Genomic DNA, 20,545 nt, shown 5'->3' on the forward strand with positions numbered 1-20,545 from the left:
CAGAGTTTTTGCATAGGTTGGCGATACGGGCGAAGATCTTCGCCACGAAAGGAGATGCCATGACGATCAGAGTTGCGCGCGGCCCTTTAATGACAATGGTGCTGTCAGTCATTTTGGTGTTGGTCTTTGCTGCACCGTCCAAGGCGGCGGATCGGGACCGTCTGGAAGCGTTTCTTGAGGTCACTGGCTTTGGCGTGGCCCTTGATAGCTTGGCCCTGAACGCGGCAGACGCTCCGCAAATGCTGGGCATGCAGGCAAGTGATTTCGGCAGTGACTGGGAACGGGTCGCGCTTGACGTGTTCGATACGGACGAGATGCGCGATGTGGCGCTTGATATCCTGTCGCAAACGCTTTCGGACGAGGATCTGGCCCACGCAGCTGGGTTTTATGCCTCGGACTTGGGGCAGCGCTTGGTTGAGGTCGAAAATGCCTCGCATATGATTGAAGATGACAGCGCCAAGCGCGAGGACGGCGAAGAGCGTGTGGCAGACATGATGCGTGCGGGCGATGATCGCCTTCAGGTGCTCAAGGGGTTGAATGCGGCTGTGGACCAATCCGGCAACGCGGTCCGCGCAATACAGGAAGTACAGGTCAGGTTTCTGATGGCCGCTTCGCATGCCGGGGTTCTGGACCGTTCGATTGATGAGCAATCCCTGCGTGCGCTTTTGAAGGAGGGTGAAGACGAATTGCGCATCGAGCTCAAGGCCGGGGCCTTGGCCGGGGCGGCCTATACCTATGCGGATATTTCTACCGAGGATTTGAAGGCCTATCGCGAGGCGCTTGAGCATCCGCAGATGCAGCGGGTTTACGAATTGATGAATGCCGTTCAGTTCGAGATCATGGCGAGCCGCTATGAGCGGCTGGCAGTGCGGATGGCTGACCTGCACCCGGGGCAAGAACTGTGATGGCGCGCGTGATGCATCACTTCGGCCTGCTGGCGGCCCTTGTTGTCTGGCCCTTGGCCAGTTTTGCCGAGGAGGCACCGGTGCTGGATCGCCTGATGGAGGTCTTGCGGATTGCCGACACGATCGAGATCATGCGTGAAGAGGGCCGGGGCTATGGCGAGGATGTGGCCACCGAGATGCTGCCCGGAGCCGATCTTGACAGCTGGCAAAGTACCGTGATGCGGATTCATGACCCCGACCGCATGCAGCGCGTGATCCGGCAAGGGTTTGACGCGGCTTTGACCGAGCCGGAGATGCAGGCGGTCATTGACTTCTACGGCAGTGATCTGGGGGCCGAGATCGTGGCGTTGGAGATTTCCGCGCGCCGCGCCTTCTTGGAGCCGGAGATCGAAGAGCAGGCCCGCGCCCGCTATTCCGAAGATCACCCCGATGACTCCCGTTTGCGCGGTCAGGTGGAGCAGATGATCGCGGAAAGCGATTTGGTTGAACGTAACGTGTCGGGGGCCATGAACTCGACCATGATGTTTTATCGCGGGATGATGGATGGTGGCGAACTGGAGATGACGCAAAGTGATATGCTTGCCGATCTCTGGTCGCAAGAGGAGGCCTTTCGCAGTGACTCGGAAAACTGGTTGGGAGCGTTCTTGATGATGGCTTATGACCCGCTTTCTGCCGAGGATTTGGAAAGGTTTCTGGCGTTCTGGCGCGAGGATGCGGGGCGCGTCTTCAACAGTGCCATGTTCAAATCCTTCGACAGAATGTACGAGGAGCTTTCCTATTTGATGGGGCAGGCCGTGGCGCAGCACATGCAGAGTGAGAAACTCTGAGTTGGAACGTGTAGACCCCCTTGACTTTAAGCTCGATCTTTTGAATAAGCGCGCAACCCGGCAGCAGTCGCTGTACGGGCATGTATGAATTACGCCCATGACAGGGCGCGCAGTTCGAGGGTGGCCAAGGGCCGACAACGTCCGCCAAGGCGGGGACCACAGGACGCGGCAACGGAAAAGGAAGACGCAGATGTTTGCGGTCATCAAGACCGGTGGCAAGCAGTACAAGGTGCAGTCGGGTGACATGCTCCGTGTGGAAAAGCTTGCAGCGGACGCCGGTGAGAAAGTCCAATTCAACGAAATTCTGATGCTCGGCGGTGATAAACCGGTCGTGGGCGCACCTTTGGTGGACGGCGCAGCCGTTCAGGCCGAAGTCGTCGATCAGGTGAAGGGTGACAAGGTCATCAACTTCGTCAAGCGCCGCCGTAAGCACAGCTCTAAGCGGACCGTTGGCCACCGCCAGCAATTGACGCTTCTGCGCGTCACCGAGATCCTTGAAAAAGGCGCTGACAAATCGGGCGTGAAAGCCGCTGTTGGCGCAGGTTCGATTGCGGCTGTGGCCGCTGGTGCCGCCGCTGCTGCAAAGCCTGCCAAAAAAGCTGAGCCGAAAAAGGCCGAAGCCAAGGCAGAGCCGAAGAAAGCCGCCCCCAAGAAAGCCGCCAAGGCCGATGCGGGCGACGACCTCAAGGAATTGAGCGGTGTTGGCCCGGCGCTTGAGAAGAAATTGCACGAAGCAGGCGTCACCACCTTTGCCCAAATCGCGGCATGGACGGAAGCAGACGTTGCTGATATGGACGAGAAACTGTCGTTCAAAGGCCGGATCGAGCGCGAAGGCTGGATCGAACAGGCCAAAGAACTGGCTAAAGGTTAAGGAGAGACCCAATGGCACACAAGAAAGCAGGCGGTTCATCCCGTAACGGTCGCGACTCTGCCGGTCGTCGCCTTGGCGTCAAGAAATACGGCGGTCAGTCGGTCATTCCCGGCAACATCATCGCGCGTCAGCGCGGTAACAAGTTCTGGCCGGGTGAAGGTGTGGGTCAAGGCAAAGACCACACGCTGTTTGCTGTCGTTGAAGGGAACGTGAAGTTCCACAAGGGCATCAAAGGCCGCACCTTTGTATCGGTTCTGCCAGTGGCGGAGGCCGCCGAGTAAGCCGACCTTACGATATTTGAATCAAAAGGGGATCGGCGCCGCCGGTCCCTTTTTTCTTTGCAGGAGGCAACCGCATGGGCGTTGCCGTGATCAGTTTTCTGGCCTTCGCTGCCAGCCAGGTGGGCACGCCGGGGCCCGCCAACATGGCGCTTTTGGCCACAGGCGCGCGCTTTGGCTTCCGTACGGCCTTGCCGTTCGTGGCAGGCGTGGCGCTTGGCAAGCAACTGATCATCTGGCCCGTGGGTTTTGGCTTGATGGAACTGGCGGCACAGGCGCCTTGGGTGTTTACCGCGCTCAAATATGCCTCGGCGGCCTATATCTTCTGGTTGGCGTGGAAAGTGGCCAACCTGCGACTGGATCACGGGCGCGAGGTGGAGCGCGTGCCGGGGTTCGTGGCGGGGCTGATCGTGCATCCGCTCAATCCAAAGGCCTGGGCGATGATTGTGGCCGGGTTTACCAATTTCGTGGCTCCCGGCACGCCCGCGCTTCAGGCAACCATGGTGATCGCGGCGGGCCTTCTGGCCTTGCAGCTTTTGTTGCATCCGGTCTGGACCTTCGCGGGAGACCGGATTGCCCGCACCGTCGCCGGAACGCCAGCGGAAAAATACCTTATGTGGACCTTGGCGGGATTAACCGTCGCCTCGGTCTTGTTCGTGCTGTTTGGAGGAGGACAGGCATGACGATGGAAACACGGATCGACCAACCGTTGATCGAAGGCGATCGCTTTGACCTGCGGCCTTTGCGGGACTCGGACCGAGGGTTGATCGAGTTTTATGCAGGCGATGAGCGTGTGGCGGCGATGACCTCGTCGATCCCGCACCCCTTGCCGCCGGGCACGACCGAGGCCTTTATCACCCGCGCGCAGGCCCCTGACCGGGCCGAGGATGTCTGGGCCATGGATGGCACCAAGCAAGGCGGCCCCGAGGTCATGGGCCTGATTGGCCTGACGCGGATTGAGCAAGGTCAGTCCGAGGTTGGCTTTTGGGTGGCACCAGCCTTTTGGAACAGCGGCGTGGCATCGGCCGCGTTGGAGACGCTCCTTGGGGCCAATCCACATGCCTGCAAGACCTTTTTCGCCAGCGTGTTTCAGGATAACCCGGCCTCGGCACGGGTTTTGACGAACAGCGGTTTCGCCTATCTTGGCGATGCCGAAACATTCTCGGTCGCGCGGGGGGCCAAGGTGCCCACCTGGACCTATAGCCGCAAAGCGGATTGAGGCCGCAGCGGCCTTTGCGTAAGGAGACGACATGAAATTTCTCGATCTAGCAAAGGTCTATATCCGTTCGGGCGCGGGCGGTGGTGGCTGCGTCAGTTTTCGGCGCGAAAAGTATATTGAATACGGTGGCCCCGATGGGGGTGATGGCGGCGGTGGCGGTTCGGTCTATGCCGAGGCGGTCGAGGGGCTGAACACTCTGATAGACTTCCGCTATCAGCAGCACTTCTTCGCCAAGAACGGCCAGCCGGGCATGGGCAAGCAACGCACCGGCAAGGATGGCGATGACATCGTGTTGCGGGTGCCGGTCGGGACCGAGATTCTGGATGAGGATCAGGAAACGGTGATTGCCGATATGACCGAGGTGGGCCAGCGTGTGGAACTGGCGCGCGGCGGCAATGGCGGCTGGGGCAACCTGCATTTCAAATCCTCGACCAACCAAGCGCCGCGCCGTGCCAACCCCGGCCAGCCGGGGGTTGAGCGCACGCTTTGGCTGCGGCTCAAGCTGATTGCCGATGTGGGGCTTTTGGGCCTGCCCAATGCGGGCAAGTCGACCTTCCTTGCGGCCACGTCGAACGCGCGGCCCAAGATCGCCGATTACCCCTTTACGACGCTGCACCCCAACCTTGGGGTGGTGGGCGTCGATGAGGTGGAATTCGTTGTCGCCGATATTCCTGGCCTGATTGATGGCGCGAGTGAGGGCAGGGGCCTTGGGGACTTGTTCTTGGGCCATGTCGAGCGCTGCGCGGTCTTGTTGCATCTGGTCGATGGCACCTCCGAGACCGTGGCAGAAGATTACCGCACGATCATTCAAGAATTGGAGGCTTATGGCGGGCAGTTGGCCGATAAACCGCGTGTGACGGTCCTCAACAAGGTGGATGCGCTTGACGATGCACGGCGCGCCGAGGCCAAGGCCGAGCTTGAAGCGGCCTGTGGCGGCGCGGTTTTCGAGATGTCGGGGGCCGCGAAACTGGGTGTGACCGAGGTGCTACGCGCCTTGCGATCCGAGATCGACGACAATCGCCTGCGCCAAAAGGCCCAAGACGAAGAGCCCGAGCCGTGGCAGCCCTGAGCCAAGCCAAACGCATTGTCATCAAGATCGGGTCTGCCCTGCTGGTCGACCGCGACAGTGGCGATTTGCGTGCCGATTGGCTGCGCGCCTTGGCCGATGACGTGGCGTGGCTGCGTGGGCGGGGAATCGACGTGATCCTTGTGTCATCAGGCTCTATCGCGCTTGGGCGGGGTGCGCTAGGCCTGCCCATGGCAGACCTGACGCTCGAGCAATCGCAGGCCGCCGCTGCCGTGGGGCAAATCGAACTGGCCCGCGCCTATGCCGAGGCTTTGGCGGGCCACGGCCTGCGTGCCGCCCAAGTCTTGGTGACGCTGGAAGACAGCACCGACCGGCGCAGATACCTCAATTCCCGCGCCACGCTGGAGCAGCTTTTGCAATTGGGTGCTGTGCCTATCGTGAACGAAAACGACACCGTCGCCACCGATGAAATCCGCTACGGCGACAATGACCGGATGGCGGCGCAGGTGGCGGTGACGGCGGGGGCCGACCAATTGATCCTGCTGTCGGATGTGGATGGGTTTTATTCCGCCAATCCTAGCCAAGACCCCGAGGCGCGCCGCTTTGATGTGATCGAGGTGATTACGCCTGAGATCGAGGCCATGGCAGGCGATGCCGGCTCGGGCCTTTCGAAAGGCGGGATGAAAACCAAGCTGATGGCTGGGAAAACCGCTACTGCGGCGGGCTGTGACATGGCGATCACCGAGGGCTCGGTCCTGAACCCGGTGCGCGCGCTTGCGGGCGGTGCGCCTGCCACATGGTTCCGCGCGCAAGGGGACCCGCAGCAAAAGCGCAAGGCGTGGATCGCGGCGATGAAGCCGCGCGGCCGTGTGGTTGTGGATGCCGGAGCCGCCAAGGCCCTGTTGCGTGGAAGTAGCCTTTTGCCGGCTGGGGTGAGCGCGGTTGAAGGCCGGTTCGAACGCGGTGATCCGCTGGAAATCGCCGATCAGACGGGCCGGGTTCTGGCGCAAGGCTTGACGCGTTATGATGCCGGGGACGCCGCCAAGATCAGCGGCCGCCGTAGCCAAGAGATTGAGGCGGTTCTGGGCTACCCGGGCCGTGGCCCGCTTATTCACCGCGATGATATGGCGATGTAAGAGATTGAACAGGATTTGACGATGAAAGACCTTGAAAACATCCCCGCCCTGATGGCCGACATCGGAATGCGCGCCCGCGCCGCCTCGGCTGAATTGGCCGTGGCCACATCGCAGGCGAAACAAACTGCGCTTGAGGCCGCCGCCGATGCGGTTTGGGCCCGCCGCGCCGAGATTATCGAGGCCAATGCCAAGGATCTGGACTTCGGCCGCGAGAAGGGCCTGTCGGATGCCATGATGGACCGGCTTTTGCTCAATGAGGACCGCATTCAAGGCATTTGCGACGGGCTGCGCGCCGTTGCGGCCCAAGACGATCCGGTGGGCGAAGTTCTGGCCGAATGGGATATGGAGAGCGGCTTGCACATCCGCCGTGTTCGCACGCCTTTGGGCGTCATCGGGGTGATCTATGAGAGCCGACCGAATGTGACCGCCGATGCGGGCGCGCTGTGCCTCAAATCGGGTAATGCGGTTATCTTGCGAGGTGGTTCGGAAAGTTTCCATTCCTCAGGGGCCATTCATGCCTGCCTTGTCGATGGCCTCAAATCAGCGGGCTTGCCCGAAGATGCCGTGCAACTGGTGCCCACCCGCGAACGTGCAGCGGTCTCCGAAATGCTTCGCATGACCGATTATATTGACGTGATCGTGCCGCGCGGGGGCAAGGGCCTTGTGGGGCTTGTCCAGCGCGAGGCGCGGGTGCCGGTGTTCGCCCATCTCGAAGGCATCGTGCATATCTACATCGACAAGGCGGCTGACCCTGAAAAGGCGCTACGAGTGGTGATGAACGCCAAGACACGGCGCACGGGCATTTGCGGCGCGGCTGAATGCCTTTTGATCCACAAGGATGTCGTGGACACCATAGGCCAGGGGGTCGTTCGCGCGCTGATGGATGCCGGCGTTGAGGTGCGGGCCGATGAGACCCTGCAAGCCATCAAAGGCACCCATGCCGCCGGAGATGGCGACTGGGGATGTGAATACCTAGACAAGATTATCGCCGCGAAGGTGGTCGAGGATATAGACGGGGCTATTGAGCATATCCGCAGGCATCACTCGCAGCATACCGATTGCATCATCACCGAAGATGACGCTGCCGCGGATAGGTTTTTCGCCCGGCTCGATAGTGCAATCTTGATGCGCAATGCCTCAACCCAGTTCGCTGATGGTGGCGAATTCGGCATGGGTGCCGAGATCGGTATCGCCACCGGCAAGATGCATGCGCGTGGCCCGGTTGGCGCCGCGCAATTGACCAGTTTCAAATACCTGGTCGAGGGCGATGGCGCGATCCGCAATTAAAGCGCGAGGCGGGCCTCGCCTTGGCTGAGCCTGTAGGTACAGGTTTTGCCACGTTCGGCCAAAAGGCGTGGCAAAAGCGCGAATTGAACCTGCGATGGAGCGATATCGCGATTTGGATAGGGACGGCCGAGATTTTCCCAAATCGATGGATCGGCCATGATGCGCGGGCCGGTCGCGATCAAGGTAAATGCTCTTTGCTCCTGCGTTACGGTTATGGTGCCACCTTGGGGAATGGCCTGTTCGCAACACAGTAGGGCCAGCATGAGCACTTGGGCATCCGCGCGTGGAAGCTCCAAAGGCGGGGTCCAATCGATTGTGACCCGGCTCTTGTCATAGACGTCTTTGAGGATGCCTCGAATCTCTTCACCGCTGGTGCTCTGGTCCGGCGTTGCCTGTCCAAATGCCAGACGAAAAAGCCGGATACGGGCATTGGCATTGGCCGCGCTTTCATTGACAAGGTCGAGCTCGGGGCCTTGGCCGCCAGCCATCGACATCAGTTCAAGCCCATTGGTGACAGCGCCAATCGGGCTTATCAGGTCATGGCAAATGCGAGACCCTATCAGGGCGGCGAGGTTATCGGTATGCTGGCCCATGACTTCCCTTCCCAAGAGGCGTGAGCGACGTGACAAACATGAACTCAATACTCGAACCCGGCATGCTGGTGCGTCACCCGACACAGCCCGATTGGGGCACGGGACAGGTGCAATCCAACATCGCGGGCAAGGTCACAGTGAACTTTCCCGACCATGGGAAAGTGGTGTTTGATGGTGCCCGCGTAGAACTGTTACCTGTCTTTGATGACTCATCAGGGTTACCAGAGGGTTAACACAACCTATGCGGTTGTAAAAGAGCGTTGCCGGCTGGCCGTTGCCAACCGGGCTTTGCCTGCATAAAACGCCTGACAGGCAAGGGGGCGAGGGCAAATCATGGATGCTGAGCCGAGGTTTCGGGTAAAGCTGGCAGAAACACAGGCAGAGCTGCGCGCGGCGCAGGCGTTGCGCTATCGTGTCTTTGTGCAGGAACTCGGCGGTGATGGCCCGTTGGTCGACCATGAGTCGGGTTTGGAGCGGGATAGGTTTGATCCGTTCTTTGACCATCTGTTGCTACTGGATGATGCGAAAAATGGCTCAGTCGTCGGGGTCTACCGTGTGTTGCGCGATGATCAGGCGGCGCGCGCCGGGCAGTTCTATTCGGAGGACGAGTATGATTTGAGGGTGCTCAAGTCTTCGGGTCGGCGGTTGTTGGAACTGGGCCGCTCTTGTTTGGAAGCGGAGTATCGCGGCGGTGCGGCCATGTTTCACCTTTGGCAGGGATTGGCACGCTATGTCACGGACCATGACATAGACATTCTGTTTGGCGTGGCCAGTTTCCATGGCACGGATGCCAGCCATCTGGCGCAGCCCCTGTCGATGCTGTATCACAACCATCTTGCGCCAGAGGCTCTGCGCGTGCGGGCGCATGAGGCGGCTTTTCAGGACATGAACCTGATTCCAAAGGAAAAATTGAACAGGGTATCAGCCATGAAACAGGTGCCCGCCTTGATCAAGGCCTATCTTCGTCTTGGTGGCTATGTGGGCGAAGGGGCCTTCGTGGACCGTGCTTTCAATACGACGGATGTCTGCCTTGTGATGGATGCGGCAACTATGAGTGAAAAGCAAAAAAGCATTTATACACGAGGCGTTAGGAAGTGAATTTCACGTGGTCACCAGAGGAAGAACCTACGCCGCAGCCGATCACCGTTATGGGCTGGCTCAGGGTGGCTTTGCGTGGTGGCTCACTGGCCTTTTTGGTTACATTAGGTGTGGTCGCTATGGCATTGATAAGGTTGATAGAACGACCTCTTCATGGTGTCCATCGGCCTTGGACGCCATGGATCACTCAATTGGTATGCCGCGGGGCTTTTGCGGTTCTTGGGATGCGTCATGAAACGCAGGGCGAGCGGATGACGCAACCCGGCGCGGTGGTTGCTAACCACGCGTCATGGCTGGATATTTTTTCCCTCAATGCTCGGAAGCGTATCTATTTCGTTTCGAAATCAGAAGTGGCCGGATGGCCGGGTATCGGGCTTCTGGCGAAGATAACCGGAACGGTCTTCATCGCGCGGGATCGCAAGCAGGCGAAAAAGCAGCAGGCGGTGTTCGAAGAGCGTTTGCTTGCCGGGCATAAATTGTTGTTTTTCCCGGAAGGGACCTCGACTGATGGATTGCGGGTTTTGCCTTTTAAATCAACGCTCTTTCAGGCATTCTTCACACCGGATTTGCGACATGAGTTGTTTATTCAACCGGTCACCGTGATCTACACCGCCCCGAAGGGTGAGGATGCGCGGTTCTACGGTTGGTGGGGAGATATGGATTTTGGCTCCCACCTTGTCCGGACGCTGGCTGTGCGGCGTCATGGGGCGGTGAAAGTCGTTTACCATCAACCTGTTAAGGTGGATAGCTTTGCCAATCGCAAGGCCCTGGCCGCGCATGTTGAAGACATGGTGCGACGCGGTATGCCATCCGAGCGGCAAATCGCTGGATAGGATCGTACGAGTCGTACGGCTAACCCCGGTATTTCGTACGAAATCCCGTCACGTCCCAAGGCACGTCGTACGAGTCGTACGAAACGCGTGCAACGATTGAACCGAGCACGGCATTTCTCGAACATCTGCCCATGAGGTTTTTCGCGAACGCATTAGCCCTGCATCGCGGCGATCAGGTCGCCCAATTGCGCGGCCGGGTCCTCAGCTTGCCAAATTTCATCGCCCAGACCGAAGAAGTCGGTCACCGGCGCGAGGCTGCGGATCAGCGTCTCATTGAGTGCGCCCTCGGCCACGACCGGCAGTTCGATCATCTGGCTCCACCATTCAAAAAGCTCCGCCGGGGCCTGCTCTCCACCCATCAGGGCCGAGGCTCCCACCGGGCCGAAGCTGATGTAATCGGCTCCCGCCTCGCCAGCACTCATGCCATCATGCTGCGAGGTGCCGCAGTAGGCACCAACGATGGCGTCATTGCCCAGTTCCTTGCGTGCCTTGCGGACCGAGCGCGCACTATCAGTCAAATGCACGCCATCCAGGCCCAGACGATCCACCAAAAGGATATGGCTTTCGATCACCAGCGCGATGTCTCGGGCATGGGTCACTTCGCGGCAGGCGTCGGCGGCGCGGCAAATGGCATCTTCGTCACGGGTGGCGAGGGCCAGCCGCACACAGGCCACGTCATGCGCATCAAGAACCTGCGACAACACCTTGGGAAAACGCGATAATTCAACCTCGGGTGGGGTGATCAGATAAATCTGCGGCTGCTCATCTTGTGCCATGTCTTGGGGCCTCCTGAGGATGGTTTTCGCCCTATAGCCGGGTTTGCAGCCTGCGTCCATCTTTGGCTTGGATAACCAGACGTTTACCCGCCCCGGCCTAACCTGGGGCGAGGGATATTTCAGATGGTGGTGCTACACCATCATTTCCTTGGTCGCCGACAGGGTGATATCGGGGTAATCCCGCTCAACCCGGTCGATATCCCATTGCAGGCGGGTGAGGTAGACAACGTCGCCATCGTTGTCGTGGCTGATGTGTTGTTTGTTGGCCTCGATGAATTTATCGACGGCCGCCTTGTCGCCGGTGACCCAGCGGGCCGAGGTGAATTGCGAGGCTTCAAAGCGCACCGGCAGGCCGTATTCCATCTCGATCCGGCTGCCCAGCACCTCGAACTGCAAGGCCCCCACGACGCCCACGATGAAGCCCGAGCCGAAGGCGGGTTTGAAGACTTTTGCCGCGCCTTCCTCGGCGAATTGCATGAGGGCCTTTTCAAGGTGCTTGGCCTTCATCGGGTCGCCCGCGCGGGCCGATTGCAGAAGCTCCGGCGCGAAAGAGGGGATGCCCGACACGCGCAGGGCCTCGCCCTCGGTCAGGGTGTCGCCGATGCGCAATTGCCCGTGGTTGGGGATGCCGATGATGTCGCCGGCCCAAGCCTCCTCGGCCAGCTCCCGGTCGGAGGCGAGGAAGAGCACGGGGTTCGAGACCGCCATGGGTTTCTTGCTGCGCACATGGGTGAGTTTCATGCCGCGTTTGAAATGCCCCGAGGCCATGCGCACAAAGGCCACCCGGTCGCGGTGCTTGGGGTCCATATTGGCCTGCACCTTGAAAACAAAGCCGGTAACCTTCTTTTCCTCGGGCGAGATTTGCCGGGGCGAGGCGCTTTGCGGTTGCGGTTCGGGGCCATAAGCGCCGATGCCGTCCATCAGTTCCTTCACCCCGAAGGAGTTGATGGCCGAGCCGAACCAGATCGGCGTCATATGCCCTTCGAGCACCGATTGCGGGTTGAGCGCGGGCAGCAATTCGCGGGCCATTTCGACCTCTTCGCGCAACTGTTCCAGCAGGTGGGCGGGGATGTTCTCGTCGAGCTTGGGGTCGTCCAGCCCTTCGATCTTGATCGATTCCGCCACCTTGTTGCGGTCGGCGCGGTCCATCAGTTCCAGCCGGTCGTTGAGCATGTCGTAACAGCCCAGAAAATCGCGGCCTACCCCGATGGGCCAACTGGCGGGCGTCACGTCAATCGCCAAATTTTCCTGAATTTCATCAATGATTTCAAAGGTATCGCGGCTTTCGCGGTCCATCTTGTTACAGAAGGTCAGGATCGGCAGATCGCGCAGCCGGCAAACCTCGAAGAGTTTGCGGGTCTGGGACTCGACGCCTTTCGCCCCGTCGATCACCATGACGGCGGCATCGACGGCGGTGAGGGTGCGGTACGTATCTTCCGAGAAATCAGAGTGGCCGGGGGTGTCGACCAAATTGAAGCGGAAGGTGTTGAAATCAAAGGACATCGCCGAGGCGGAGACCGAAATGCCCCGGTCTTTTTCCATCTGCATGAAGTCCGACCGGGTGCGCCGCGCCTCGCCCTTGGCGCGCACCTGGCCCGCCATCTGGATGGCGCCGCCGTAAAGCAGGAATTTCTCCGTCAAAGTGGTCTTGCCCGCATCAGGGTGGCTGATGATGGCAAAGGTGCGCCGCCGCGCGATTTCGGGCGGCAGATCGGGGCGGTTATGGGCGGTATCCAACATGGGAGCGCATATAGAGGGGCGGGCAGGGCGGTGCAATACAGGGTGTGACCGGGGAGGGCCTTCGATCACGGAACATCGGGGCCAGTTGTGCGTTACCGTTGCGAAAGGAAAGGTATTTCATGTCATCGAAAGACAAGACACCGCAAAAGCCTATTCGCACTGTAAAGCATGACCCGCCCAAGCCTGTTGCCGAGCGTGAGCCGGGGCAAACGGCGCATACTGCGAATAATGTAAAGGCCAAAGACCCTTTCGGCGCGCCCAAGCCGGATGCAGAGTGGACGCCAGAGGCGATCAAAACCGTGACGCGCAAGCCATCATTGGGCGGCGCGGATGACAAGGTAAAGCAAGAACAGGCCAAAGATAGCAAGACCTGACGCCCAGCTGTTATCCTTGCTGTTTTTTCATGGTTACCGCGTCGACGCACGCTTCAGAAGTTTTGCCGCGTCGGGGTGATTCAGCAAAGCCTCGGCCACCTCGTAATCCGTGCGCACCCGGGCATCGTGACCCGGCAGGGCTTCGCTGAGTTTTTCCGACAACTCCTCAGGTAGAGCGGGCCTTGTGCGGGTGTCGACCAGCAGGGTTTCGGCGGCGATGCCTTCGGCATAGATGATCTGATGCGTGTCGAAGAGCAGTTGGAAGTAATCAACGAAGCCGCCATCCTCCTGCACCACGCTATCGCCGTTCACCAGATGCCGCGCGCGGACCAGAACCTCGTGTCGCCCGGCGCCCAGCGCGTCGGAGCGTTGGTAGATGAAAAGCCGGTGATCAGGGCTGACCAGCAGGTCGTTTTCATTGTGCAATGTCCCCGCCTTGATGCGGATGGGGGCAAACTCGCCCACCGCGCGGACCGTCGATTGACCGATCCAGCGCACCTCTTGCGGGCCGTCGTCACGGGTCAGCACCATGTCGCCAACGGCCAGATCTTCAATCGCGCGCTGTTCGCCCGAGACCATGGTGATATGCGTGCCGCGCGAAAACGAGACACAGCCCACCTCGGCAAACTTGCGGCGGGCGTTCTCGCGGTCGATCCCGACGAGGGCATAGCCCATCCGGGGCGTCAACTCCGCCAGTGGCAGCATGTAAACCTCGGCGACGCAGCCCGCGTCATCCACCTCGACGAGGATCAGAATCTCGCTCGTCTGTCCGGTGCCGGCCATCATCGTCAGGCAACAATCCAGATGCAGAACGGCCCCGGGTCGGCCCAAGGCGCTGTTTTCGGCGATGGTGAACCGCCCGTCATCATCCATAAGCACGGCAAGGCGCTCAAGCTGCGCGTGCTTGTGCAGTTCGTAGGTGTCCCCCTGATCCAATTCGGCGGCGAAGGAGATCGGGTCGCCCAGGTTCGCGCCGTTGACCACGGAAAAATCCATCGCCGGGTAGACGGGGATGGATTGCGAGGGTCTGGGTGTGCTTTGCGACATGGCCGGTGAGGTATCTTCAAGCTCTATGGAACTGATTAAAAGAGGGGTAGCTTAGGATTGTGGCAGTATCGGGTCAACGGCGCGGTGTTTCGCTGGCATTCCGGCATGAAATCCTGATACCCGTCATGGCAGCAACGAACGGGAGGACCAAGATGGATTTGGGTTTGACAGGAAAACGCGCGCTGGTTTGTGCGTCGAGCAAGGGGCTGGGCCTTGGATGCGCGCGGGCCTTGGCCGAGGCGGGTGTGCATTTGGTCATGAACGCGCGTGGGACCGAGGCGCTGGAGGCGGCGGCCGAGGCGATTCGCGCTGATTTCGGTGTCGAGGTGACGACCGTGGCCTGTGACGTGACCACGCCCGAGGGGCAGGCGGCGGTGCTGGATGCGGCGGGGGCCGTCGATATTCTGGTCAACAACGCCGGTGGTCCTCCGCCGGGTATGTGGACCGATTGGGACCGCGAGGATTTCATCGCGGCACTCGATGCCAATATGCTGACCCCCATCGCGCTGATGAAGGCCATCGTGCCGGGCATGATGGAGCGCGGCTGGGGCCGGGTGGTGAATATCACCTCGCAAAGCGTGAAATCGCCCATTCCCGTGCTTGGCCTGTCGAATTCGGCGCGCGCGGGGCTGACGGGCTATGTCGCGGGCACCTCGCGGCAGGTGGCGGGCAAGGGTGTGACGATCAACAACCTTCTGCCGGGCATCCATGCCACGGACCGCGCCGATTCGCTCGATAAGGGCGTGGCCGAGCGGGAAGGGATTTCGATGGACGAGGCCAAGGCGCAGCGCTGCGCCACGATCCCCGCAGGCCGCTATGGGACAAAGGAAGAGTTCGGCGCCGCCTGTGCCTTCCTGTGTTCGCAGCATGCCGGCTTTATCGTGGGGCAGAACATCTTGCTGGATGGCGGCGCGGTGAACGCGACCTTGTAAGACCTGCTCTCGACCCATCACGTTCGCGTCAAACGACACAAGCGCGCTAGGCAGGCCCCGGCGCGCTTGCTAACCCGACGGGACCGATGGTTTTTGAAGGGTCCCGTGCATGCATCCCTTGGTTTTGATGGCCGGTTTCGGCGTTATCGTTCTCGCCTCGATCTTGGTGGCCCCGCGCCGCGCCAGTGTCGATGGTTTCTTTGGTGGTATGGGCGAGGCAGGCCGCGCCCCTGGGCTTTGGGTTCTGGTGCTGAGCCAAGTGACCACGTGGATCTTCGCGCGATCCCTGATGAATGCCGCGATCTTGGGGTATTTCTACGGCATCTGGGGCGTTCTGGCTTATGCCGCCTATTACGGTAGTTTCCTGACCGGCGGTTTGATCGTGGACCGCCTGCGCGAGGGTGGGGCAGGGTCGATGCAGGACTGGCTTGCGGCACGGTTCGGACGTGCGGGCGTTATGGCCTATAACGTGGTCATTGCCCTGCGTTTGCTGTCCGAGGTGTTTGCCAACCTGCTGGTGGTCGGCCTGATCTTCGGCGCGGTGTTGCCTGATATGACGCTGGCGCAACCGGTGGCGATTATCATCGTGGCGGTTTTGGGATTGGCCTATAGCGCTTGGGGTGGCTTGAGCGCATCGTTGCGCACGGATGTGGTGCAGATGGTGATCTTTCTGGCGGTGTTTCTGGTGGCGCTTTTCGCGCTGATCATGGCACCGGGGTTCCAGATTGGGGCTGTTCTGACGGCCACAGGGACAAGTGGCGCGTGGAATGGGCAAATCCTTTTGTTGGTGGCGTTCTTGCAGGTGTTTTCCTACCCGGCGCACGACCCGGTGATGATGGACCGGGGCTTTATCGCCGACCGGGTCACGACGCGGGCCTCTTTCCTGCATGCGTTCTGGATTTCCACGCTTTGCATCATCGGCTTTGGGCTTTTTGGCATTCAAGCCGCCTTGGTGGGGGCCGATTACGAAGGCCAGCTTTTAGGCACATGGGCCGCGATGTTCCCGGCTTGGGTCTTTGCGGCCTTGATGCTCTCGCTGCTGGTCAGTGCGCTCAGCACTCTCGATTCGGCACTGGCCAGTGCCGCGCGGCTGGTGGTGGAGGAACTGCGCCTTGCGCCCCGCAGCCTGTCGGGTGGACGCGCCGCGATGCTGGTGTTCATGGCGCTTGGGGCCGCCCTGACGCTTTGGGGGAACCAGACGCTGTTCGATGCTGTCGCCGTCAGCGGCACGGCCAGCATGTTCCTGGCGCCGGTTCTGGTGGTGGGACTCATCATGGGACGCCGGGTGGCGCTTTGGGCTTATCTGGTGGCTTTTGCGGCGGCGATTCTGGGGGCGGTGGCCTATTTCGCGCGGGACGGGGTGTTTGCCGCGCTCTTGCCAGTGGGTCACAAGTACGAACAGCTTCTTGCGATCTGCGTTGTGGTGCTCGGGGTGGGGTTTACGGCGGTTTTCGCCGGTGCAAGGCGCAAAGGCTGAGGCGTGCCATCTTGCACGGGGCGCGCGGGGTTGCTATCTGGCCTGTAGAAAACCCGATAAAATCAATCGGAAAGACCAAGAGGCATCCTGCTTGCAGCCCGACGCCATACCGAGATTGGAAACCAAGCACCTGATGCGCCGCTACGGCGGGCAACTGGTTGTGGATGATGTCTCGCTCCAGGTGATGCCGGGGCAGGTGACCTGCCTGCTTGGGCCGTCGGGATGCGGCAAGTCAACGACCCTGCGGATGATCGCGGGCGTCGAACTGCAGGACGAAGGCGAAATTTGGGTCGACGGCAAGCTGATCTGCGATACGGTTTTCCGGGTGCCGCCCGAACGCCGCCACATCGGGTTGATGTTCCAGGATTTCGCGTTGTTTCCACACCTGAGCGTCGGGGCGAACGTGGCCTTCGGCCTCTCGGGAGACCGGGCCGAGATGGGCCGCCGCGTGGACCAATTGCTCAAGCGGGTGGGCTTGGGCAATTACACCGACAAATACCCACACGAGTTGTCGGGAGGCGAGCAGCAGCGCGTGGCGCTGGCCCGTGCGCTCGCGCCGCGGCCGCGCATCATGCTGATGGATGAGCCCTTTTCGGGGCTGGATAACCGCCTGCGCGATGGCATCCGCGATGAAACCCTCGATATCCTGCGGGAACAGGATACGGCCGTGCTTCTTGTCACCCACGAGCCGGATGAGGCCATGCGCATGGCCGACCAGATCGCCCTGATGCGCCACGGCAAGATTGTCCAGCAAGGCGCGCCCTACAATATCTACAACGCCCCGGTTGATCGCGACGCGGTGGCCTTTTTCAGCGATATCAACGTTATTCGCGGGCGGGTCGAGGGGAGCCTCGTGCAGACCGCTTTCGGGCAGTTCCTTGCGCCCGGCGTCCATGAAGGCAACGAGGTGGACATCGTCATTCGCCCGCAACACATGAAGATCGACTTCGACCGGCAGGGGCGCGGTCCTGATCCCACGATCGAATACGGTACGCCGGCGCGAGGCATCGTGGAACGCGCACGTTTCATGGGATCCGAAAGCCTTGTCGAGTTCCGGATGGACCACGACGGCTCTTACCTGAAGGCCACCGTGCCCAATGTCTTCTTGCCGAAACTGGGCACACCCTTGTGGCTGATGATCCGCCGCGACCGTTGCTTTACCTTTCCGGTCAAGGACTGAAAGACGCCAAGTCTGGGGGCGCTGCCCCCGCCGCCCTTCGGGCGACTCCCCCGGGATATTTTTGAACAGAAGAAGAAAGAGGCAGGTTTTCTTCTGTTTCCAAATATCCCCGCCGGAGGCCCCGATAAGCCAAACCGGGCAAGGTTTGGTGTTGTCAACCGCCGGGCACGGTGGGCGATCCGGGGCGTGGAGCTACAGAGGCAGAACGCGCGATCAGTATGCGCACGCGCCGATCACAAGGAATTTTTTGCCCGAATCCGGCAGATCGGGGCGCATTGCGTCTTCCAACCCGCGCGCAGAGGGCTTAGATACGGTTGACGAAATTCCCGGGGGCGCGCACAAACAGTCCCCGACACTGGGAGAGAGAAACAATGTTCAACAATATCGGCCTTCCGGGCCTTCTTCTGATCGCCGTCGTGGTGCTGGTGCTGTTCGGGCGCGGCAAGATCTCTTCGCTCATGGGCGAAGTGGGCAAGGGCATCACCTCGTTCAAGAAGGGTGTCGCCGAAGGCAACAAGGAAATCGAAGACGCGGGCGAAGAGGCTGAAGAACCCGCTGAAACCGCAAAAGACGTCACACCCGACGCCGACAAAGACAAGGCATAAGCCTTAAATGTTGGATCTTGGCTGGACCGAGCTGCTTGTAATCGGCATCGTGGCGTTGATCGTCGTGGGGCCGAAAGACCTTCCGGGGATGTTCCGGACGGTTGGCAACTTCGTGGGCAAGGCCAAGCGCATGGCGCGTGATTTCAGCCAGGCGATGAACGATGCCGCCGATGATGCAGGGGTGCGGGATGTCTCGGACACCTTGCGCAAGGCCTCCAACCCGGTGGGCAGCGCCATGGACGAGGCCAAGAAGGCCACATCGACCTTCACGCAAGATACCATGGCCGGCCCCAAGAAAAGCGCGATGAGCGAAGAGCGCGCGGCAGACGCCGAGAAAATCCGCAAGAAATCCGCCGAAGTGGCCCAAGCGCGACTTGACCGCGAGGCCGAGGAACGCGCCGCCAAGGAGGCCGCAGAGGCAGCGGAATCGGCGGATTCCGGTGAGGATGGGGCCAAGACAGCCCCCGCCGAGGACAAGACTACATGAGCCCCAGCGACGAGATCGAAGACAGTTCGGCCCCCCTGATCGAGCATCTGACCGAGCTGCGCTCGCGGTTGATCAAGGCGGTCTTGGGTTTTTTGGTGGGCATGATCATCTGCTTCACCGTCGCCACGCCGATCTTCAATTTCCTTACCGCGCCGCTCTGTGATGTATTGGCCAGCCGCGGGCAGGACTGCGACCTGATTTTCATCAGCCCGCAGGAAGGCTTCTTCGTGGCGATCAAGGTCTCGCTTCTGGGCGGGTTTATCCTGGCGTTCCCTTACATCGCCAACCAGATGTGGCGATTCGTGGCACCGGGGCTTTACAAGTCCGAGAAGGGCGCATTTCTGCCGTTCCTGATCGCCTCGCCTTTCATGTTTTTCCTTGGCGCGGCCTTTGCCTTTTACGTGGTCACGCCGCTGGCCTATGATTTCTTCCTTGGTTTCCAGCAGTTTGGATCGGGCGGTGAGGCCCTGCCGGATGGCGACCCGCAGAACGCCGCGCCCTTGAGCGTGGTTTTCCAAGGCTCGGCGCAGGAATACCTGAACCTGACCATCAAGTTCATCGTGGCCTTTGGCCTTTGCTTCCAGCTTCCCGTGCTCTTGACGCTGATGGGCAAAGCCGGGCTGGTCAGTTCCGAGGGTTTGGGGAACGTGCGCAAATATGCTGTGGTGGGTATCCTTGTGCTGGCCGCATTGGTGACACCGCCCGATGTCATCACGCAGGTGATCCTGTTCGTCGTGGTCTATGGCCTTTACGAGATTTCCATCTTCCTTGTCCGGCGGGTTGAGAAAAAGCGCGAAGAGCAGCTTCGCGAAGAGGGGCTGTGGTTCGAAGAGGACGAAGACGAGGCCGATATGGATGAGGCGGAAGCCGCGTCCGAGCCGGCCGATGATCCGCTCTTGGACAACGATCCCCTGATGGATGAATTCGACGAGGATGACGACGATGACCCTGGCATGGTCAATCGCGGCGAGGATAAATGAGCGCCGACGCAATGGACCGGATCGCCGCCGCACTTGAGCGGATGAGCCCGGCGCCCATGGCGGCGCCGGATTTCGATGCCGCCGATGCTTTCGTCTGGCATGTTGAGCCGGACCGGCTACAACCGGTGCCAAAGGTCAACCGGGTTGATATGTCCCTTCTGGTGGGCATCGACCGCTCTCGCGATACGCTTATGGACAACACCCGGCAGTTCGCCAAGGGCCTGCCCGCCAACAACGCGCTTTTGTGGGGCGCGCGGGGAATGGGCAAATCCAGCCTTGTGAAGGCCGTGCATGCCGCCGTGCTGGACGAGGGGCTGCCGCTCAAGATCGTGGAATTGCAACGCGAGGATCTGGTGAGCGTGGGGCGGTTGCTCAACATCCTGCGTGAAGCGGCCGAAGAACGGTTTATCCTGTTCTGTGATGACTTGTCCTTTTCCTATGACGATCAGCATTACAAGAGCCTCAAGGCGGTGCTGGATGGCGGGATCGAAGGGCGGCCGGAGAACGTGGTCTTCTATGCCACCTCGAACCGCCGCCACCTGATGCCGCGCGACATGATCGAGAACGAACGCTCCAGCGCGATCAACCCATCGGAAGCGGTTGAGGAGAAGGTCTCGCTGTCGGATCGCTTCGGGCTTTGGCTGGGCTTTCACCCCTGCGATCAGGATGAATACCTTTCGATGATCGAAGGCTATTGTGCGGCCTATGGCGTGGAGATCGCGCCGGAGGCCCTGCGCGCCGAGGCGATCGAATGGCAGGCCACGCGCGGCGGACGGTCGGGCCGTGTGGCATGGCAGTTTTTTACCGATCTGGCGGGGCGTCACGGCGTCAAGGTTTAGGCCCAGGGCGCAAAATTGCGCGGGTCGGTTTTTT

24 protein-coding genes are annotated in these 20,545 nt (G+C 60.6%); 20 read left to right on the forward strand and 4 right to left on the reverse strand.

All coding sequences use genetic code 11. The features are described from left to right. The first annotated feature begins 59 nt into the window (after positions 1–59). The 9 genes from QZ498_RS08675 (at position 60) to QZ498_RS08715 (ending at position 7,550) form a co-directional block, all read left to right on the forward strand. The gene (locus QZ498_RS08675) at positions 60–905 is read left to right on the forward strand and encodes a DUF2059 domain-containing protein (protein ID WP_294621484.1); all 846 of its coding nucleotides are present in this window, start codon (positions 60–62) and stop codon (positions 903–905) included. Continuing rightward, entirely contained in the window at positions 905–1,732 is an 828-nt protein-coding gene (locus QZ498_RS08680; RefSeq protein ID WP_294621485.1) for a DUF2059 domain-containing protein, read from the forward strand. The genes QZ498_RS08675 and QZ498_RS08680 overlap by 1 nt, the downstream gene beginning before the upstream one ends. 190 nt (positions 1,733–1,922) lie before the next feature. Beyond that, positions 1,923–2,603, forward strand: a complete 681-nt coding sequence (locus QZ498_RS08685; protein ID WP_294621486.1) for a 50S ribosomal protein L21 — start codon at positions 1,923–1,925, stop codon at positions 2,601–2,603. Positions 2,604–2,614: 11 nt separating this feature from the next. After that, positions 2,615–2,884, forward strand: a complete 270-nt coding sequence (gene rpmA, locus QZ498_RS08690; RefSeq protein WP_154148271.1) for a 50S ribosomal protein L27 — start codon at positions 2,615–2,617, stop codon at positions 2,882–2,884. 74 nt (positions 2,885–2,958) lie between these two features. Beyond that, positions 2,959–3,564: a LysE family translocator gene (locus QZ498_RS08695; protein WP_294621487.1), complete on the forward strand. Its 606-nt coding sequence runs from the start codon at positions 2,959–2,961 to the stop codon at positions 3,562–3,564. Further along, positions 3,561–4,100 (forward strand): GNAT family protein, encoded by a 540-nt coding sequence (locus QZ498_RS08700; protein WP_294621489.1) that lies wholly within the window; start codon positions 3,561–3,563, stop codon positions 4,098–4,100. The genes QZ498_RS08695 and QZ498_RS08700 overlap by 4 nt, the downstream gene beginning before the upstream one ends. Positions 4,101–4,131: 31 nt before the next feature. Next, complete coding sequence (gene obgE / locus QZ498_RS08705; protein WP_294621490.1) at positions 4,132–5,169, forward strand: GTPase ObgE; 1,038 nt, start codon at positions 4,132–4,134, stop codon at positions 5,167–5,169. After that, complete coding sequence (gene proB, locus QZ498_RS08710) at positions 5,157–6,263, forward strand: glutamate 5-kinase (RefSeq protein WP_294621491.1); 1,107 nt, start codon at positions 5,157–5,159, stop codon at positions 6,261–6,263. Before obgE ends, proB begins: the two co-directional genes overlap by 13 nt. Before the next feature lie 21 nt (positions 6,264–6,284). Beyond that, positions 6,285–7,550, forward strand: coding sequence for a glutamate-5-semialdehyde dehydrogenase (locus tag QZ498_RS08715; protein WP_294621492.1), 1,266 nt, complete (start codon positions 6,285–6,287; stop codon positions 7,548–7,550). On the opposite strand, the gene QZ498_RS08720 is transcribed toward QZ498_RS08715, so the two are convergent. Further along, on the reverse strand, positions 7,547–8,143 hold the full coding sequence (locus QZ498_RS08720) for a histidine phosphotransferase family protein (protein ID WP_294621493.1): 597 nt from the start codon (positions 8,141–8,143) through the stop codon (positions 7,547–7,549). The genes QZ498_RS08715 and QZ498_RS08720 overlap by 4 nt on opposite strands. 29 nt (positions 8,144–8,172) lie before the next feature. On the opposite strand from QZ498_RS08720, the gene QZ498_RS08725 reads away from it, so the two are divergent. From QZ498_RS08725 to QZ498_RS08735, 3 genes are all read left to right on the forward strand, one after another. After that, complete coding sequence (locus tag QZ498_RS08725; protein ID WP_294621520.1) at positions 8,173–8,376, forward strand: DUF3553 domain-containing protein; 204 nt, start codon at positions 8,173–8,175, stop codon at positions 8,374–8,376. 97 nt (positions 8,377–8,473) lie between these two features. Next, positions 8,474–9,241, forward strand: coding sequence for a GNAT family N-acyltransferase (locus QZ498_RS08730; RefSeq protein WP_294621521.1), 768 nt, complete (start codon positions 8,474–8,476; stop codon positions 9,239–9,241). Next, positions 9,238–10,074, forward strand: a complete 837-nt coding sequence (locus QZ498_RS08735; RefSeq protein WP_294621494.1) for a 1-acyl-sn-glycerol-3-phosphate acyltransferase — start codon at positions 9,238–9,240, stop codon at positions 10,072–10,074. The genes QZ498_RS08730 and QZ498_RS08735 overlap by 4 nt, the downstream gene beginning before the upstream one ends. A gap of 152 nt (positions 10,075–10,226) precedes the next feature. Here QZ498_RS08735 and QZ498_RS08740 read toward each other — a convergent pair whose 3' ends face one another. Then, entirely contained in the window at positions 10,227–10,850 is a 624-nt protein-coding gene (locus QZ498_RS08740; protein WP_294621495.1) for a thiamine phosphate synthase, read from the reverse strand. A 132-nt stretch (positions 10,851–10,982) separates the two neighbouring features. Then, positions 10,983–12,590 (reverse strand): peptide chain release factor 3, encoded by a 1,608-nt coding sequence (locus tag QZ498_RS08745; RefSeq protein WP_294621496.1) that lies wholly within the window; start codon positions 12,588–12,590, stop codon positions 10,983–10,985. Between the two features lie 119 nt (positions 12,591–12,709). Between QZ498_RS08745 and QZ498_RS08750 the strand changes: the two genes are divergently transcribed. Then, the gene (locus QZ498_RS08750) at positions 12,710–12,964 is read left to right on the forward strand and encodes a hypothetical protein (RefSeq protein WP_294621497.1); all 255 of its coding nucleotides are present in this window, start codon (positions 12,710–12,712) and stop codon (positions 12,962–12,964) included. Between the two features lie 33 nt (positions 12,965–12,997). Here QZ498_RS08750 and QZ498_RS08755 read toward each other — a convergent pair whose 3' ends face one another. Further along, positions 12,998–14,011, reverse strand: coding sequence for a Hint domain-containing protein (locus QZ498_RS08755; RefSeq protein ID WP_294621498.1), 1,014 nt, complete (start codon positions 14,009–14,011; stop codon positions 12,998–13,000). A 152-nt stretch (positions 14,012–14,163) separates the two neighbouring features. Here QZ498_RS08755 and QZ498_RS08760 point away from each other — a divergent pair, with 152 nt between their 5' ends. The 7 genes from QZ498_RS08760 (at position 14,164) to QZ498_RS08790 (ending at position 20,511) form a co-directional block, all read left to right on the forward strand. Beyond that, positions 14,164–14,943 (forward strand): SDR family oxidoreductase, encoded by a 780-nt coding sequence (locus QZ498_RS08760; protein ID WP_294621499.1) that lies wholly within the window; start codon positions 14,164–14,166, stop codon positions 14,941–14,943. Positions 14,944–15,052: 109 nt separating this feature from the next. Further along, positions 15,053–16,420: a sodium:proline symporter gene (locus tag QZ498_RS08765; RefSeq protein ID WP_294621500.1), complete on the forward strand. Its 1,368-nt coding sequence runs from the start codon at positions 15,053–15,055 to the stop codon at positions 16,418–16,420. A 133-nt stretch (positions 16,421–16,553) separates the two neighbouring features. Continuing rightward, positions 16,554–17,600 carry an ABC transporter ATP-binding protein gene (locus tag QZ498_RS08770; RefSeq protein ID WP_294621522.1) on the forward strand — a complete coding sequence of 349 codons (1,047 nt, stop codon included), beginning with the start codon at positions 16,554–16,556 and terminating at the stop codon, positions 17,598–17,600. Positions 17,601–17,971: 371 nt separating this feature from the next. Then, the gene (locus tag QZ498_RS08775; protein ID WP_294621501.1) at positions 17,972–18,205 is read left to right on the forward strand and encodes a twin-arginine translocase TatA/TatE family subunit; all 234 of its coding nucleotides are present in this window, start codon (positions 17,972–17,974) and stop codon (positions 18,203–18,205) included. Between the two features lie 7 nt (positions 18,206–18,212). Beyond that, positions 18,213–18,692 carry a Sec-independent protein translocase protein TatB gene (gene tatB, locus QZ498_RS08780; RefSeq protein ID WP_294621502.1) on the forward strand — a complete coding sequence of 160 codons (480 nt, stop codon included), beginning with the start codon at positions 18,213–18,215 and terminating at the stop codon, positions 18,690–18,692. Continuing rightward, the gene (tatC, locus tag QZ498_RS08785) at positions 18,689–19,672 is read left to right on the forward strand and encodes a twin-arginine translocase subunit TatC (protein ID WP_294621503.1); all 984 of its coding nucleotides are present in this window, start codon (positions 18,689–18,691) and stop codon (positions 19,670–19,672) included. The genes tatB and tatC overlap by 4 nt, the downstream gene beginning before the upstream one ends. Next, positions 19,669–20,511 carry an ATP-binding protein gene (locus tag QZ498_RS08790; RefSeq protein ID WP_294621505.1) on the forward strand — a complete coding sequence of 281 codons (843 nt, stop codon included), beginning with the start codon at positions 19,669–19,671 and terminating at the stop codon, positions 20,509–20,511. The genes tatC and QZ498_RS08790 overlap by 4 nt, the downstream gene beginning before the upstream one ends. The last annotated feature ends 34 nt before the right edge of the window (positions 20,512–20,545 follow it).

Source organism: uncultured Roseovarius sp. (assembly GCF_913057115.1).
In the GTDB taxonomy this organism is placed as follows: domain Bacteria; phylum Pseudomonadota; class Alphaproteobacteria; order Rhodobacterales; family Rhodobacteraceae; genus Roseovarius.